The organism is Flavobacterium sp. NKUCC04_CG (assembly GCF_019345525.1).
Lineage (GTDB): Bacteria > Bacteroidota > Bacteroidia > Flavobacteriales > Flavobacteriaceae > Flavobacterium.
Genome location: NZ_JAHKRA010000003.1, coordinates 43,634 through 58,231, shown reverse-complemented (window position 1 = coordinate 58,231; position 14,598 = coordinate 43,634). Strand labels below are relative to the sequence as shown.

The 14,598-nt window shown below is 36.5% G+C and carries 12 protein-coding genes; 3 read left to right on the top strand and 9 right to left on the bottom strand.

Annotation, left to right across the window (positions count from 1 at the left end):
* The first annotated feature begins 184 nt into the window (after positions 1 to 184).
* Entirely contained in the window at positions 185 to 1,435 is a 1,251-nt protein-coding gene (locus tag KO524_RS03125; RefSeq protein ID WP_219289871.1) for an ABC transporter permease, read from the top strand.
* A gap of 83 nt (positions 1,436 to 1,518) precedes the next feature.
* Here the strand turns inward: KO524_RS03125 and accD are convergent, their stop codons facing one another.
* The 3 genes from accD to KO524_RS03110 are packed head-to-tail and all read right to left on the bottom strand — an operon-like array spanning position 1,519 to position 6,050.
* Entirely contained in the window at positions 1,519 to 2,376 is an 858-nt protein-coding gene (accD, locus tag KO524_RS03120) for an acetyl-CoA carboxylase, carboxyltransferase subunit beta (protein WP_219289868.1), read from the bottom strand.
* 42 nt (positions 2,377 to 2,418) lie between these two features.
* A complete protein-coding gene (gene fbaA / locus KO524_RS03115; RefSeq protein WP_219289865.1) occupies positions 2,419 to 3,486 on the bottom strand; it encodes a class II fructose-bisphosphate aldolase in 1,068 nt (355 codons plus the stop codon).
* A 47-nt stretch (positions 3,487 to 3,533) separates the two neighbouring features.
* Positions 3,534 to 6,050, bottom strand: coding sequence for a BamA/TamA family outer membrane protein (locus KO524_RS03110; protein ID WP_219290549.1), 2,517 nt, complete (start codon positions 6,048 to 6,050; stop codon positions 3,534 to 3,536).
* Between the two features lie 74 nt (positions 6,051 to 6,124).
* Between KO524_RS03110 and KO524_RS03105 the strand changes: the two genes are divergently transcribed.
* Positions 6,125 to 6,856 (top strand): RNA methyltransferase, encoded by a 732-nt coding sequence (locus KO524_RS03105; protein WP_219289862.1) that lies wholly within the window; start codon positions 6,125 to 6,127, stop codon positions 6,854 to 6,856.
* Between the two features lie 20 nt (positions 6,857 to 6,876).
* On the opposite strand, the gene KO524_RS03100 is transcribed toward KO524_RS03105, so the two are convergent.
* From KO524_RS03100 to KO524_RS03075, 6 genes are all read right to left on the bottom strand, one after another.
* The gene (locus KO524_RS03100; RefSeq protein WP_219289859.1) at positions 6,877 to 7,590 is read right to left on the bottom strand and encodes a porin family protein; all 714 of its coding nucleotides are present in this window, start codon (positions 7,588 to 7,590) and stop codon (positions 6,877 to 6,879) included.
* Positions 7,591 to 7,641: 51 nt separating this feature from the next.
* Complete coding sequence (gene ubiE, locus KO524_RS03095) at positions 7,642 to 8,373, bottom strand: bifunctional demethylmenaquinone methyltransferase/2-methoxy-6-polyprenyl-1,4-benzoquinol methylase UbiE (protein ID WP_219289856.1); 732 nt, start codon at positions 8,371 to 8,373, stop codon at positions 7,642 to 7,644.
* A gap of 216 nt (positions 8,374 to 8,589) precedes the next feature.
* Complete coding sequence (locus KO524_RS03090; protein ID WP_219289853.1) at positions 8,590 to 9,153, bottom strand: GNAT family N-acetyltransferase; 564 nt, start codon at positions 9,151 to 9,153, stop codon at positions 8,590 to 8,592.
* Positions 9,154 to 9,265: 112 nt separating this feature from the next.
* On the bottom strand, positions 9,266 to 9,796 hold the full coding sequence (locus tag KO524_RS03085; protein ID WP_219289850.1) for an inorganic diphosphatase: 531 nt from the start codon (positions 9,794 to 9,796) through the stop codon (positions 9,266 to 9,268).
* A 95-nt stretch (positions 9,797 to 9,891) separates the two neighbouring features.
* Positions 9,892 to 12,375 (bottom strand): DUF5686 and carboxypeptidase-like regulatory domain-containing protein, encoded by a 2,484-nt coding sequence (locus KO524_RS03080; RefSeq protein ID WP_219289847.1) that lies wholly within the window; start codon positions 12,373 to 12,375, stop codon positions 9,892 to 9,894.
* A gap of 59 nt (positions 12,376 to 12,434) precedes the next feature.
* Positions 12,435 to 13,412: a pyruvate dehydrogenase complex E1 component subunit beta gene (locus KO524_RS03075; protein ID WP_219289844.1), complete on the bottom strand. Its 978-nt coding sequence runs from the start codon at positions 13,410 to 13,412 to the stop codon at positions 12,435 to 12,437.
* Between the two features lie 437 nt (positions 13,413 to 13,849).
* Between KO524_RS03075 and KO524_RS03070 the strand changes: the two genes are divergently transcribed.
* Positions 13,850 to 14,596 carry an electron transfer flavoprotein subunit beta/FixA family protein gene (locus KO524_RS03070; RefSeq protein ID WP_219289841.1) on the top strand — a complete coding sequence of 249 codons (747 nt, stop codon included), beginning with the start codon at positions 13,850 to 13,852 and terminating at the stop codon, positions 14,594 to 14,596.
* Positions 14,597 to 14,598: the final 2 nt, after the last annotated feature.

Here is a 14,598-nt window from a genome sequence, read left to right as displayed (position 1 = left end):
ATAAAGTAATATGACTATGATTTTCGAAAAATAAATGTTTTTGTTTTCCAACTTTATTAGATCCTCCCTCGCGCTAAATAAGAGGTCTTTTTATTTTAATTGTCGTAATTTGTAACAAATTACGATTCTGGGGAACTAATATATTACCGTAGCTTCGTAGAGAAGTAAAAAAATCAAGTTCTATATGCTTTTATATTTTCGATTACTTAACGAAAGTTTGTTTTTTGCAATTAATGCTTTAAAAAACAATAGGCTTCGTACACTTTTGTCGCTATTAGGTGTAACGGTAGGGATTTTCTCCATCATAGCGGTGCTCTCTGCAGTAGATTCTATGGATCGTAAAATTAAAACGGATTTAAGTGGTATAGATCGAAATATGATTTATTTGTTTAACTATCCGTTTGGTCCTTCTGATGTTCCTCAGTGGAAGATTAATCAGTTTCCCAAGGTTACGTATAGCGAGTATGATTATTTGCGTAAAAATGTTGCCGCTATCGATAAGATATCATTTAACTTATTTACAAGTTCTGAAAATATTAAATATGGAGCTAATACCGTAAACGATATCGCTATACAACCTTCCACAGCTCAAATAGAATCCCTGGATAATTTAAAAATTGGGCAAGGACGATTTTTTAATGAATCGGAATCAAGTTCCGGTGCTGCTGTAATCGTTTTAGGACACGAAGTGGCCGTTAATTTGTTTGGAGGAGAAGAACCCATTGGAAAATATGTTCGACTTTATGGAAGACGATTTACGGTAGTAGGGGTGTTGGAAAAAGAGGGGATGACAAGTTTTGGTATGTCTAAAGACGTAAAGGCCTATATCAGTTCTACTTATTATCGTCAAGTTTTTGGTGACAATACCTTACGTGCCACCCCTGTTATTGTTCTAAAACCTAAAAAAGGAATTGATATCGAAGAGTTTAAAGGGGAATTAATTCAAAAGCTAAGAGCCTTTAGGGGAATTAAACCATCAGAGGAAAACAATTTTTTTGTCAATATAATAGCCGGTATGTTAGAAATGGTGGATAATATTATTGGGCAGATGAATGTAGTGGGGTGGATTATTAGTGGTTTCTCCTTATTGGTGGGCGGCTTTGGTATTGCAAATATTATGTTTGTGTCGGTTAAGGAGCGCACGAGTTTAATCGGTATTCAAAAATCGCTAGGTGCCAAAAACAGGTTTATCTTGTTTCAATTCTTATTTGAAGCCGTTATTTTATCGCTTTTTGGAGGTTTAATAGGGATGTTATTGGTTTGGATTATAGCGATGGTGGTTACCAAAGTGCTCGATTTTGAATTTGTATTGAGTTTTGCCAATATTGTTATCGGAACATCTTTAGCTGTCTTTATAGGTTTGTTGTCTGGAATATTACCCGCTATATCGGCTTCAAAATTAGATCCTGTAGAGGCCATTCGAACAGGTAATTAACTAGTCTTTTCTAAGTTGTAACTATAAGATAGTTAAAAAAAATAGGCTACCCTTTTGAGGTAGCCTATTTTTTTAACAGTTGATTATTTGCTAATGGGTCTGTTTAGAATCAAGTCCAAATACAGATTAACATTTTTCTTCAGTTCTTTTCTCAAAGTAATAAAATCTAAAAATCCGTGTTCCAATAAGAATTCCGAAGTTTGGAATCCTTCCGGTAGATCTTTTCCTGTTGTATCTTTAACAATACGAGGTCCAGCAAAACCAATCAAAGCTCCGGGTTCTGCGATATTGATATCTCCAAGCATCGCGAATGAAGCAGAAATACCTCCTGTTGTAGGATCGGTACACATGGAGATGTATGGAATTTTCGCTTCTGCCAATTGCGCTAATTTTGCCGAAGTTTTGGCCATTTGCATCAACGAGTATCCGGCTTCCATCATTCGGGCTCCACCTGATTTGGAAATCATCATAAATGGGATTTTGTGTTTAATAGAATAGTCGATTCCTCGAGCTATTTTTTCCCCAACTACAGCTCCCATAGACCCCCCGATAAAGGCAAAATCCATCGCAGCTATCACCAAGTCTGATCCATTAGATTTTCCAACAGCAACGCGTACAGCATCTTTTAATTGGGTTTTGTCCATCGCTTCTTTTAAACGATCTACATATTTTTTAGTGTCCTCAAACTTCAAAGGATCTTTTGAAGTTAAATTTTTTGCGATTTCTTTATAGTCGTTGTTGTCAAAAAGAATCTCGAAATATTCTTTACTTCCAATTCTAACGTGGTATCCGTCTTCTGGGCTTACCCATAGATTGTGCGCTAGCTCATCAGAATCAATAATTTTTCCCGTTGGAGATTTGTACCATAAACCTTTTGGGACGTCTTTTTTGTTTTCTGTTGGGGTCTGTATTCCTTTTTCTGTTCTTTTAAACCAAGCCATAAATTGTTTGTTTTATTTTATAATATAGTAAAGAGTGAAGAATTATAACGTGTTTACGTTATTTAAATCTTCAAAAGCCTGTTTTAAACGGGCGTTAAAAGTCAATTCTCCTTCTCTTACCCATTTTCTAGGATCGTAGTACTTTTTGTTTGGTAACTCTGATCCCTCTGGATTTCCTATTTGGGTTTTTAAATATTCAACGTTTTCTACGATATAATCGCGAACTCCTTCTGTAAAAGCGAATTGTAAATCGGTATCTAAATTCATCTTAATCACGCCATAAGAAATAGCTTCTCTAATTTCTTCCAAAGTAGAACCCGATCCTCCGTGGAATACGAAATCAACTGGATTAGCTGCTGTTTGGAATTTTTTAGCAACGAATTCTTGTGAGTTTTTTAAAATTTTAGGGGTCAATTTGACATTTCCTGGTTTGTAAACACCGTGAACATTTCCAAAAGCAGCGGCAATGGTAAAACGAGGACTTACTTTTAAAAGTTCCTCGTAAGCATAAGCTACTTCTTCCGGTTGCGTATAAAGCTTAGAAGAATCTACATGACTGTTGTCAACTCCGTCTTCTTCTCCACCAGTGATTCCCAATTCAATTTCTAAGGTCATTCCCATTTTGCTCATGCGCTCTAGGTATCTTTTAGAAATTTCTATATTTTCCTCAATAGGCTCTTCCGACAAATCAATCATATGTGAGCTGAAAAGTGGTTTGCCATATTGTTTCATGTGTTCTTCGCTAGCATCTAGCAATCCATCAATCCAAGGTAAAAGATTTTTGGCGCAATGGTCCGTATGCAGAATTACTGTTGCTCCGTAAAGTTCGGCCAAGGCGTGTATGTGTTTTGCTCCGGCAATTCCACCTGCAATGGCTGATTTTTGATTTTCATTTGATAGGCCTTTTCCTGCAATAAAAGAGCAACCTCCATTTGAAAATTGTATAATTACTGGTGCGTTTAACTTGGCAGCTGTCTCCATAACCCCGTTAATCGTACTTGAACTGGTGACATTGATTGCTGGCAAAGCAAACCCTTTTTCTTTTGCATATCTAAAGATTTCCTGTACTTGGTCGCCAACAGCTACTCCAGGTTTTATATTATGTGCCATATTAGTTGTGTGTTTAAGAGTTGACAAAATTAATAATTATTATTTGATTAGAAGGGATAATTAATTCCAACATTTATTACTGCCTTACCAAAGTTGAGTTCTCTAAACCATTTTTCACCCGTTGGCTTAGACGGATTATAGGTTTTAAAGCCCAAATCCAATCGGAATACAAAGAAACTAAAATCATATCGAATTCCAAAACCACTTCCTATGGCGATGTCACCAAGAGATTTGACTCCATTAAAGGTGTATGCTTTGTCTTCGATGTGATCAAAGATATTCCATATATTTCCAGCATCCAAAAATAAGGCTCCATTCCATTTTCCGGTAATGTTAAAACGGTATTCCGTACTGGCGAATAATTTCATATTTGCCTCGTTAAAATCGTTAATGGCGCCGCTGCTACCCGGTCCGAGTCGATACGATTGCCAGGCGCGGTTGTCATTTGACCCCCCGGCAAAATAACTTCTTGAAAAAGGTATGCTGTTGGAGTTGCCATAGGGCACGGCTAAACCTCCAAAGGTGTGAAAAGCAATGACTTGTTGGCGCCCTAGGTCCCAATATTTGACAAAGTCAATTTCGGTTTTTACATATTGTGAGAATTCGACATTGAGCAAAGTTCGGTTGCCGTTTTCGCTAATGTTTGAATTGCCACTTTTGGTCAATAAACTGGTTAATCCCCCTGCTGACTCCACTTTCGTCTTAAAGGTGTAAAAGTTGTTGTCTTTTATATCTGTTTTAGACGATTTCGTAAACGAAATATTAGCGGCTATAATCAAGTTGTTTTCAGATAGACGTACTCGGCGCTCTTCTATACTACGAACGGTTTGATAATCATCAGAACCAGCATTGATAGGTGTTTTTCCAGTCAATACGTCGGTGATGAATTGGTTGGCACCTCCATCTGCAATAGTTAAGTTTCCGTCGGCGTCAAAATAGTCGTTGTTGACCTCGTTGCGAATTGCAATATTGTTTAAGGTATTAAATGAGGATTTGTAAACACTAAAATAGTTAGCAGGATTGGTGTTGCGAACATATTGTAAATTGAGTAAATCTAAACTGTAACTGGTGTTTCGCTTTGGAGTCCAATTGTAATTGATAATACCCGTGAAATTTTCTTTGTCTAATCCAATGTTTTGTTGACGCGATAATCCAAAACTCATCATGGTTCTTGGAAGCATGCTTTTGGGGATTATTCCCTCGGTTTTAATTGGAAAAAACAAGCGTGGAAATGATAATTTGACGTCAACACCATATTCGGATACATTGAGAAATATGTTGTTTGGATTGGCCATTTCTCTTGATGAACCGATACTTCCTCTTAAGCCAATATCTAAGATTTCAGCACCTCTAAATACATTTCGAATTACCAAACCCATATTTCCAGCAATCCCAAAATCTTGAATATTGGAATGGGTAACGTCTAGGGAAGGGTTTAGAGTCATTTTTTTCCTTGGTGTCAAGAAGACATTAGCCACTAAAGATTGACCTGTACTGTCGCGTTTGTCTTCTAAATATTCAATAGAAGGATAATTAAAAATTCGTAAATTACTGATAGAACGAGAAGTTAGGACCCTGCGGAAATCACTAAATGTACTTCCTTTGGTTATAAAAATCGCATCCGTTAATGCCTTAGGTCTGTATTCCAGTTTATTGGCGCTATAGATGTTAAAATTATTAAAACTTATACTATCTGCGATGTTTTCATTCTTTTTTGATGTGTTGTTGGTGAAAATATTGACGTCGCTGATCTTGTAAATTTTAAAGGGAATTTGTTTAAGTGTATCGCCAGATTTTACGGTTCGATCGTCTATAATAAGTTCTACAGTAGCTTTGTGTTGGTTGTATATGGTGTCTACAACATAGTGTATGTTGCTTTCTTGGAAATAATAAGCTCCGTTATTTCTGAAATTACTTGTTATGCGCTTGCGTTCGGCTTCGAAGTCTTTTGCATTATATGTTTTTTCGGGCATTACCAATGACTTAGATGCGTTTTTTCTATATAAACTATCTAGGGCAGGAGTTGAAATATGGGTAGATACCGAGTCTATTTTATAAGCTTGTCCGGTTTCGATTTTATAAGTTACTTTCGTTTTCTGTTCAGCCAAACTATCGACTGTAGTTTGAATTGTAGTGTTAAAAAAACCTTGGTTAAAATAATAATTTTTCAATCGAATTACGGAGCGATTCATTCTGTTTTCTTCAAATAACACAGGAGGTTCCCCGGTGTTTTTTAGAAATTGACTAAAGCCTGAAACAGCAAATGACTTACCTAATCGACCGACTTGTTTTTCGGAAAGTAAGCCCGTTAAATTTCTATGTGTCCGCGGATGTTGCTCTAGCCAAGCATGGTAGCTCGAATCGGCATTGGGTTTGGCTAAGTTGTATAAGTGAAGTCGCAACCGATATCCCAATATGGAACTGTTCGGATGTTGATATAATTGATTGTGTATTTCTTCCTTAGAGTTTTTCTTGCCGTTTTCCAAAATCTCGTTTTGCATTAGCAACGATCGTTTCTCAGGAACTCTCCTGGTGAGAGTACAAGAAAAAAAACTTACACTTATTAATATAAATAGTGCTATTTTTGATGTTTTATCTTTCAAATCAATATAAATAGTAGGTCAAAAATACATTTTTTATGGTTACTAAAAACCAAATCAAACTAATAAAAAGTTTGCAACAAAAAAAATACCGCAAACAACATCAATTGTTTCTTGCTGAGGGAGTAAAAGTAATCCAAGAGTTGGTCAATTCCAATTTAAAATTACAGCAATTGTTTTGTACCGAAGTCATTGACGTAAATGTCGATCAGAGCAAGGTGGTCTTTATCTCAAACAGTGAATTGAGTAAAATTACAGCCCTAAATACGGCAAACAATTGTTTGGCTATTTTTGAAATACCCGAAGTTGTAAATACGGAAGATGAAGGTTTAATCGTGGTTTTGGACGATGTTCGCGATCCTGGAAATATGGGTACAATAATTAGACTTTGTGACTGGTTTGGTATTAAAAGCCTGGTATGTTCCCCGCAAACTGTAGATGTCTACAATCCGAAGGTTATTCAGGCAACCATGGGGTCGGTAACGCGAGTTGCTGTTGTATATAAAGACTTGGTGCCCTTTTTAGAAGAAAAGGCCTCTTGGCCTATATTTGGAACTTTTATGGACGGTGTTTCTATTTACAGAGAAGAACTGCCAGCTAATGGAATCATCGTTATGGGGAATGAAGCCAATGGCATCTCGGAGGATATAGCAGCCTTAGTCAATAGCCGTATCGCCATACCGCGATTTGGCGATTTACAGCAAACCGAAAGTCTTAATGTCGCTATGGCAACCGCTATTGTTTTAAGCGAATTTTCTAGACATAAATAAAGAACAAAGAGGAAAGTGGGCTAGTGAAAAGTAAAGTTTACAAATAGACCTCTGGTCTTCATGGATTCAATACCGCCAGTCCACGGACTGTCAGGATTATTATCTCGAATTAATTCATCGTCTATACCAAATACGCCTCTAATAGAGGGTGAAAATTTAAAGTATTCAAAGTAAAAATCAACACCAACCCCCAATTCATAATTAGCAGTCCATTGTTTCATTCTAAATCTGCCTTCGTAATTATCGTCTTTAGATTTGTAATTACTGCTTAAGTTAAGCGATTGAGAATAGCCCCCAACTACAAACGGACGTACATTTCCAGTTCGCAATGCAGAAAACTTCAATAGCAAAGGAAAGTGAAGGTAGGTAGAGCTTACTTCTCTGTTAGCCATACCTTGAGTAGCGATGTTTGGAAAGTGCAAATTACGCTGTGTATACGATAAACCCGGTTCAAATCGCAAATCCAAGTATTCCATCAAGCGTAAATTACCGACCAATCCCACATTAAAACCAATGTTGGTACTAACTTCTACGTCCATATTTTTGTTTTTTTCGTAGTAAGTAGGGTCGTAATCAAATTTAAAATCGTAGGAGTTAAAGCCTAAATAATATCCCCAATAAACTCTTTGTTTATCCCAATCTTGCATATTGAGCAAGGGCTTTCTGCCAAAAAGGGACTGTGAATAGCTTTGAAAGCTGAGCAGTACAATAAAAATAAAGAATATTTTTTTCATATAGGTATTTATTGTTTATAGCTACAACAAGCAGTTATTAGCGATTTGATATTATTTAGATGCCGAGTAAATGGTAGCTACTCCACCAAGTGTCTGCGGCATATCCTTAACTTGTGTAAACCCAACTTTTCTCAAAATATTGTTTAAAACTTCTCCGTAAGGGAAATTTGAAGCAGATTCTGATAAATAAGTGTAGGCTTTTTTATCTTTTGACAGGATTTTCCCTATTAATGGCATTAATCCGTTGGTAAATATAGCATATCCTTGCTTAAAAGGAAATTTTGTGGGTACAGATGTTTCAAGAATTACAAAAATACCACCCGGTTTTAACACCCGTAAGATTTCTGCTAGTCCCTTTTCTAGGGTTTCAAAATTTCGAACACCAAAGGCTACGGTAATCGCATCGAAATAATTGTCTTCAAAAGGTAGATTTTCCGAATCACCTAAAACCATTTCAATTCGGTCGTTAAGATTTTTTTCTTTAATTTTTTCCTTTCCAACTTCGAGCATTCCCGCAGAAATGTCCAAGCCTATAATTTGTGTCGCCTTGGTCTCAGCCATTAAAATAGCTAAATCACCGGTTCCCGTTGCGATATCTAAGACGCGATTCGGATTGGTATCAGCCACTAATTTAAGGACTTTTTTACGCCACTTCACATCGTTACCTAATGATATAATACGGTTTAATCGGTCATATTTTCCGGAAATCGTATCAAACATTTGTGCAACCTGTTCTTTTTTGCCTAAATCAGATTCTTTATAAGGGGTGATATTCTTTGACATTTTTCTATTTTTTACAAATATAGGTATTCTTTGTAAATATGATTGCGGACTCGTGGGTATATTCCCTTAAGACAGCGTAATTATTCTGAAAGATATGAGTAAATACTAAGGATGATAACGGGTGGCTTAGCGGTTTATTATTGGCCTATCAAAGGATTATTGGTGTAAATGCAAAAATCCGTTAAGGTATAGATTAACGGATTTTTATAGTAAAGCTTATTTTATGCTGTAAACCATATGGTAATATTCACCGCCGACAAAGGTTAGAGTCTCTTTGGCCTTAAAGCCCAGTCTCTCATAAAGCTTTTGTGCCTGTGGATTTTCGAAATCGACTAATAATCCCACTTGTTTAAAAGCATTGTCCTTAGCGTATTGGATGATGTGTTGAATTAACGAGCTTCCGATACCCTTACCTTGTGCGCTAGGAGCAACTGCTAAGGTGTCTAAATACAGTTCGCCGGCTTCCGTTTCATTTTCAGGGGTCAAATCCACACCATAACGGCTTTGCATATATTCCAATACCGGTTTTCTCAATTCGGTTAGTTTGCCTCCGTCATAACATGTAAGAGAGCCCCAAATGTCTTCATTCTCGTCAACGGCAACAAAGGTGTTTTGGTAGCTGTATTGGTTGTTTTCAGTACGAAAAAAATGGGTTAGAAATTGAATAGCTTCTTCGATGTCGTTTTTGCCAATAAACGTAAAAACAATATCTTCCATTGCTTGCAACATCAATTCGGGAACAATGTCGTGATCGTCCATTTTTGCAGCTCTTATGATCATTTTTGATAGTAATTAATTAATAATAATTAGCCTGGTACTCAGATGTGCAATTTAGTAATTCGCGTTAGCACTTTATAAAAAAAGCCGCCTTTTTTGAGGCAGCTTTTTTTTACTAGAAGCGGATACTGAATAGACCTTCTGGTTTGTTTTCCAGATTGTCAAAACGATCAGTACATTCCTTAATCATTGCAATGGCTGCGGCTTTGTCTCCGAAACCGTTTGTGATAACTTTTTTATTTTCTAAATCTTTATAAACTTGGAAGAAATGTTCTACTTCTTTTTTGAAGTGTTCATTTACATCTTGTATGTCGTTTAATTTATTCATAATGGGATCCGATACCGGTACACAAAGGATTTTTTCATCCGGTCCTTTATCGTCTTCCATATAGAAAATACCTACGGGTTTAACTTCAACTACCAATCCAGGAATAGTAGGTTCTGTTACCATAACCAAAACATCCAATGGATCTCCATCTAAAGCTAAGGTTTCTGGAATAAAACCATAGTCAGCCGGATATCTCATAGCAGAATATAAAAGACGGTCAAAACGCAATCTCTTAAGGTCAAAATCGTATTCGTATTTATTTCTACTTCCTGTAGGGATTTCGACAAATGCATCGAAACTTTCAAAATTATTATTCATAAGTAATGTCTTTATTTCTTCTTCTGATAATTGGAGTGCAAAAATAAGTCAAATCCTACTTTATAGCAAGCTTTAAAGCCATTATTAGCAAATTGTTAGAAATAGAAGCCAAAAGATCCTTTGATGCCAAAGCGTTTAGCATCGGGCAGGTCGAGGTAGCTGCCTCTCCAAGAAAAATCTATTCTAAAGAATTTAAATATATTTCCAACACCAGCATGGTATTCCCAATATACATCTTCAGGTGCTCTATAAGTTATGTTGGAAGCATTAAGGGCTTTGTTCTCATCGGAAATTCGACCATAAACACCTCTTATTCCAATAATTTCCCTAAGGTTTAAATCTCTTAAAAGAGGTATTCTAGAGAATAAACGACCATTGAAATTGTGTTCAAAGTGAAGCGATAAGTATTCATCGGTTACAAACTCGTAATAACTCATTAAACTGTAGGCGTTCTCAATCAAAAAGTAAGACTGGTTACCCGGTATCACGTTTAGCAAGCCCAAAGGTACTTCTCCAAAGGTTTTTCCCGCTTCAAAAGTAGAGGTCAATCGACCAAATCCACCGAGAAGTAACGGTTGTCTATAATATAATTGGAGTCGTTGATAGTCGAAATCACTATCGAAAACACCTTGTAAGCCCTGACTGTATTTTAGAAATACATGGGCGTAATTTTGATCGACATCCGTACGGTCAACGCCAACGCCAATCGTTCGTTTATTTGGAGTATAATCGATAGCCATGCTCACTTCAGATTGGGTAACATCACTCTTGGTAATGTCGTTTTCCTTGTCTGTATAATAATCTAAACTAAAAGTTTCTGAAGCAGATTTTAAAGTTCTATAAGTAAAAGTAGAAGTGAATTTTAAATTTTTAACAGGTTCAATTTCCAGCCCTATAGAAGATAAATTTATCGAGGTTAACTTGGAATTATCACCACTGGCAAACAGAGAACTCGAAGCAAAACTTCGCCCTAAGATATCGTTGGTTTCTGTAAGGCTAACGCCAATCTGTTCGATGTCGCGTCTATTTCCAGCAAACAGTATAAGTCGATTTGGTGTATCTAATAAGATTTTACCGGAAATACCATATTTAATTTGTCCATCTTTAAATCCATAAGCAGTATAGCCTTCTAGACGCCATTTGTCGTTAGGTCCAAAGTATGTTCTCCCACCTGTACGTAGTCGAATGCCTTCTACGTCATTATATCCAAAGGAAGAGAAAATAGGGCCATAGTCAAATTTGCCTATTTGTATATATTCGCTTGCGAGTACAGTTCCAATTGAAAAGAGTTGTTTAAAACGCTTAACCGTTTGCAAGGTGTCGAGCATCTTGTAGATACCTAACTCATCCTTACTCAAAGGTTCAAACCGGTATTCTTGCCAAAACTCATCCGATTTGGTATAGATGGATTCGTTGTAATCGTTGACCTCCTCTTTATAAAATTTTTCTTCTTTGGGTTGGTCAAATACATGGTCTCGGTAGATGGTGGTTCGCTTTCCATATACTCCTTTGGATTTTTCCTTTTTCGAAAGACTAAAATCAGACATCATATAATCTTTAGTCAATAAAAAGACTGAGTCGTTCAATACGTCAAACTCTTGTTCGATATAAATGTCTTTTACCCAGTTGATATTGGCTCCCTTACTCGCTTCTAAATTGATTTTTTTAATGGCAAAGGTGCTGTCATTAACCCAAAAATCTCCTTTAAAAGTTAGTTCGTTTTTTCGACGAGGATAGTAAACAATATTGTAACACCATTTGTTGTCTATATAAGCACTATCTGCCAATATATAATTGTAAACATTAATTCCTGTTCGGGATAAAGGACTTACAAAATCCTTGTCAAAAAACTTAAGGTAATTGTTGTAAATATCGTAGTCGGCATACAAGTCTTTGATAAATGCAATAATGTGTTGGTTGGTGTTAAAACCAGAGTTTTTATTCGCGGTGGTTTTTTCAATGTTTTTAGAACGTACATTATCGCCGTAAACCTTACTGATTCTTTCGTTGATAAAAATTGGTAAGTAGGTTTTTCCTGTAATGCTCGAAGTGTCTATATGGTCAAAGATAAACTCCATGCCCTTAAAGATTCTCTTTTTGGTAAAGGCACTGTCGATAGAGTTCATGTCAAATTCTACCTTTTCGTATTTATCGTATTCATATTGTTTAAACATATGAAGGCCATTTTGCTTTTTACGAGCCCAGATTTTACGTAAGATGTCCAGGGCAGGATTGTCTTTCTTTGAAGTTTTTCCTGTGTAAATCTTTACTTCTGACAACATATTATCTTCCTCTAAAGTGACCTTTAGATCCAGATTGGTGTTTTTTGGAAGTAAAATTTCTTTGGTTTTATACCCGATAAAGCTAACGACTAAGGTGTCGTAATCTTTTTGAGATTCAAGATAGAATTTTCCCGATTCATTGGCGATAACACCTTGAGTGGAATTTTTAAAATAAACGCTGGAGTAGGGGACGGCTTCATTGTTTTTATCTTTAATTTGTCCGCTGGCTTTTGTTTGGGCCTGTAAAAAAAGAGGACAACAAAAAGCAATGATGAGTACGATAATTACCTTTTTCATAGTTGTAGCAATAAAAAAACTCCATCTGTAAGATGGAGTTCAAAGATAATCTAATTTTGCTATTTGTAAGCTACTTTTTTCACCGCTTTAATGACGTCTTGAGAATTGGGTAACCATTCTCTAAGAAGTTCCGGTGAATAAGGAGCAGGTGTGTCTGCTGTAGTAATTCTTTGAATAGGAGCATCTAAATAATCAAAAGCTTGCTCTTGCACTATATAAGTGATTTCTGAAGCAACACTTCCAAATGGCCAGGCTTCCTCTAGAACCACCAAACGGTTGGTCTTTTTTACCGATTTTAAAATCGTAGCATGATCCATTGGGCGAACGGTTCTCAAGTCGATAACCTCACATGAAATCCCTTCTTTAGCCAAGGCTTCAGCAGCGATGTAAGCTTCTTTGATGATTTTTCCAAAAGAAACAATTGTTACATCGGTTCCTTCCATTTTTACTTCGGCTACGCCAAGCGGTATGATGTATTCTCCTTCTGGTACTTCTCCCTTGTCACCATACATTTGTTCCGATTCCATGAAAATCACAGGATCATTATCGCGAATTGCCGCTTTTAAAAGTCCTTTAGCGTCATATGGATTAGATGGTACGACTACTTTTAGTCCCGGTGTGTTTGCAAACCAGTTTTCAAAAGCTTGAGAATGCGTAGCTCCTAATTGACCTGCCGAAGCAGTTGGGCCTCTAAATACAATCGGCATCGGGAATTGTCCTCCAGACATCTGACGCATTTTTGCGGCATTATTGATAATTTGATCGATTCCAACTAACGAGAAATTGAACGTCATAAACTCAACAATAGGACGATTGCCATTCATGGCAGATCCTACAGCTATTCCAGCAAATCCCAATTCTGCAATTGGAGTATCAATAACTCTTTTTGGTCCGAATTCATCGAGCATACCCTTAGAAGCTTTATATGCTCCGTTGTATTCTGCAACTTCTTCTCCCATTAAATATATCGTTTCGTCGCGGCGCATTTCCTCGCTCATCGCTTCACATATCGCTTCTCTAAATTGAATCGTTCTCATAATTTTTCTGTTTCCGTAATTTATAAGGTTGACAAAAATAAATAAATTTATTAATTATTCCTACAAATATACGTAGGCATATCACTCGCTCTTAATAGTAAGAGTTCAAAAGCGCGTTTTCTCGAATTAAGAACGAAAAAGCATTGGTGAAACAACGTTTTTTTAAGGTTTTTTATAATTGAAAAGCAAGACAAATGTTGGTTTATTGTAGTTTATCTCGATTATTTGTCGTATATTAAAATAACAAGGACAGGGCTAGCTAAAATCGGATTGAGTAAAAAGGATGATTTAACAAAGTTCAGACGAGCAATAATTGGCCTTAGACTAGGGAGAAAAAAGACTTTTAAAAACATTTTGTATGCTTGCATAGTAAATATTTAAAAATAAATTATTATTTTCGTTCCTAGAAAATTGTAAAACACATAAACGTATATATAATGAAAATATTAGTTTGCATCAGCCATGTGCCTGATACTACTTCCAAGATTAATTTTGTGAATGGAGATTCAGAATTTGATACTAATGGTGTTCAATTTGTTGTGAATCCCAATGATGAGTTTGGTTTGACACGTGCAATTTGGTTTAAAGAGCAACAAGGAGCTCAGGTAACTGTTGTTAATGTTGGTGGACCAGAAACGGAGGCTACACTTAGAAAAGCATTGGCAATTGGAGCAGACGAAGCGATTCGTGTAAATGCAGTTCCTACAGACGGTTTGTTTGTTGCTAAACAATTGGCAGAAGTAGTTAAAAACGGATCTTTTGATTTAGTAATCGCTGGAAAAGAGTCTTTAGATTATAATGGAGCAATGGTTCCTGGAATGTTAGCTTCTCTTTTAGGATTTGATTTTGTAAGTTCTTGTATTGGTTTAGAGGTAGAGGGTACTTCAGCAAAAGCCATCAGAGAAATAGATGGAGGTAAAGAAACGATACGTGTAAACCTGCCTTTAGTAGTGGGTGGACAAAAGGGAATTGTTGAAGAAAAAGACTTGAGAATCCCGAATATGAGAGGTATCATGACGGCAAGAACGAAAGCCTTAACGATAGTAGAACCGGTAGGAGCAGTTGCTGCTACAAAAGCAATCCGATTTGAAAAACCGGCTCCTAAATCAGCTGTAAAATTGGTAAGCGCAGACAATTTGGATGAATTGGTAAACTTGTTGCATAACGAGGCAAAAGTAATCTAATC

Coding starts and splice junctions, on each gene's coding strand:
- KO524_RS03125 (WP_219289871.1), top strand. CDS start 185: ATGCTTTTATATTTTCGATTACTTAACGAAAGTTTGTTTTTTGCAATT.
- accD (WP_219289868.1), bottom strand. CDS start 2,376: ATGGCTTGGTTTAAAAGAACAGAAAAAGGAATACAGACCCCAACAGAA.
- fbaA (WP_219289865.1), bottom strand. CDS start 3,486: ATGGCACATAATATAAAACCTGGAGTAGCTGTTGGCGACCAAGTACAG.
- KO524_RS03105 (WP_219289862.1), top strand. CDS start 6,125: ATGGTTACTAAAAACCAAATCAAACTAATAAAAAGTTTGCAACAAAAA.
- KO524_RS03100 (WP_219289859.1), bottom strand. CDS start 7,590: ATGAAAAAAATATTCTTTATTTTTATTGTACTGCTCAGCTTTCAAAGC.
- ubiE (WP_219289856.1), bottom strand. CDS start 8,373: ATGTCAAAGAATATCACCCCTTATAAAGAATCTGATTTAGGCAAAAAA.
- KO524_RS03090 (WP_219289853.1), bottom strand. CDS start 9,153: ATGATCATAAGAGCTGCAAAAATGGACGATCACGACATTGTTCCCGAA.
- KO524_RS03085 (WP_219289850.1), bottom strand. CDS start 9,796: ATGAATAATAATTTTGAAAGTTTCGATGCATTTGTCGAAATCCCTACA.
- KO524_RS03080 (WP_219289847.1), bottom strand. CDS start 12,375: ATGAAAAAGGTAATTATCGTACTCATCATTGCTTTTTGTTGTCCTCTT.
- KO524_RS03075 (WP_219289844.1), bottom strand. CDS start 13,412: ATGAGAACGATTCAATTTAGAGAAGCGATATGTGAAGCGATGAGCGAG.
- KO524_RS03070 (WP_219289841.1), top strand. CDS start 13,850: ATGAAAATATTAGTTTGCATCAGCCATGTGCCTGATACTACTTCCAAG.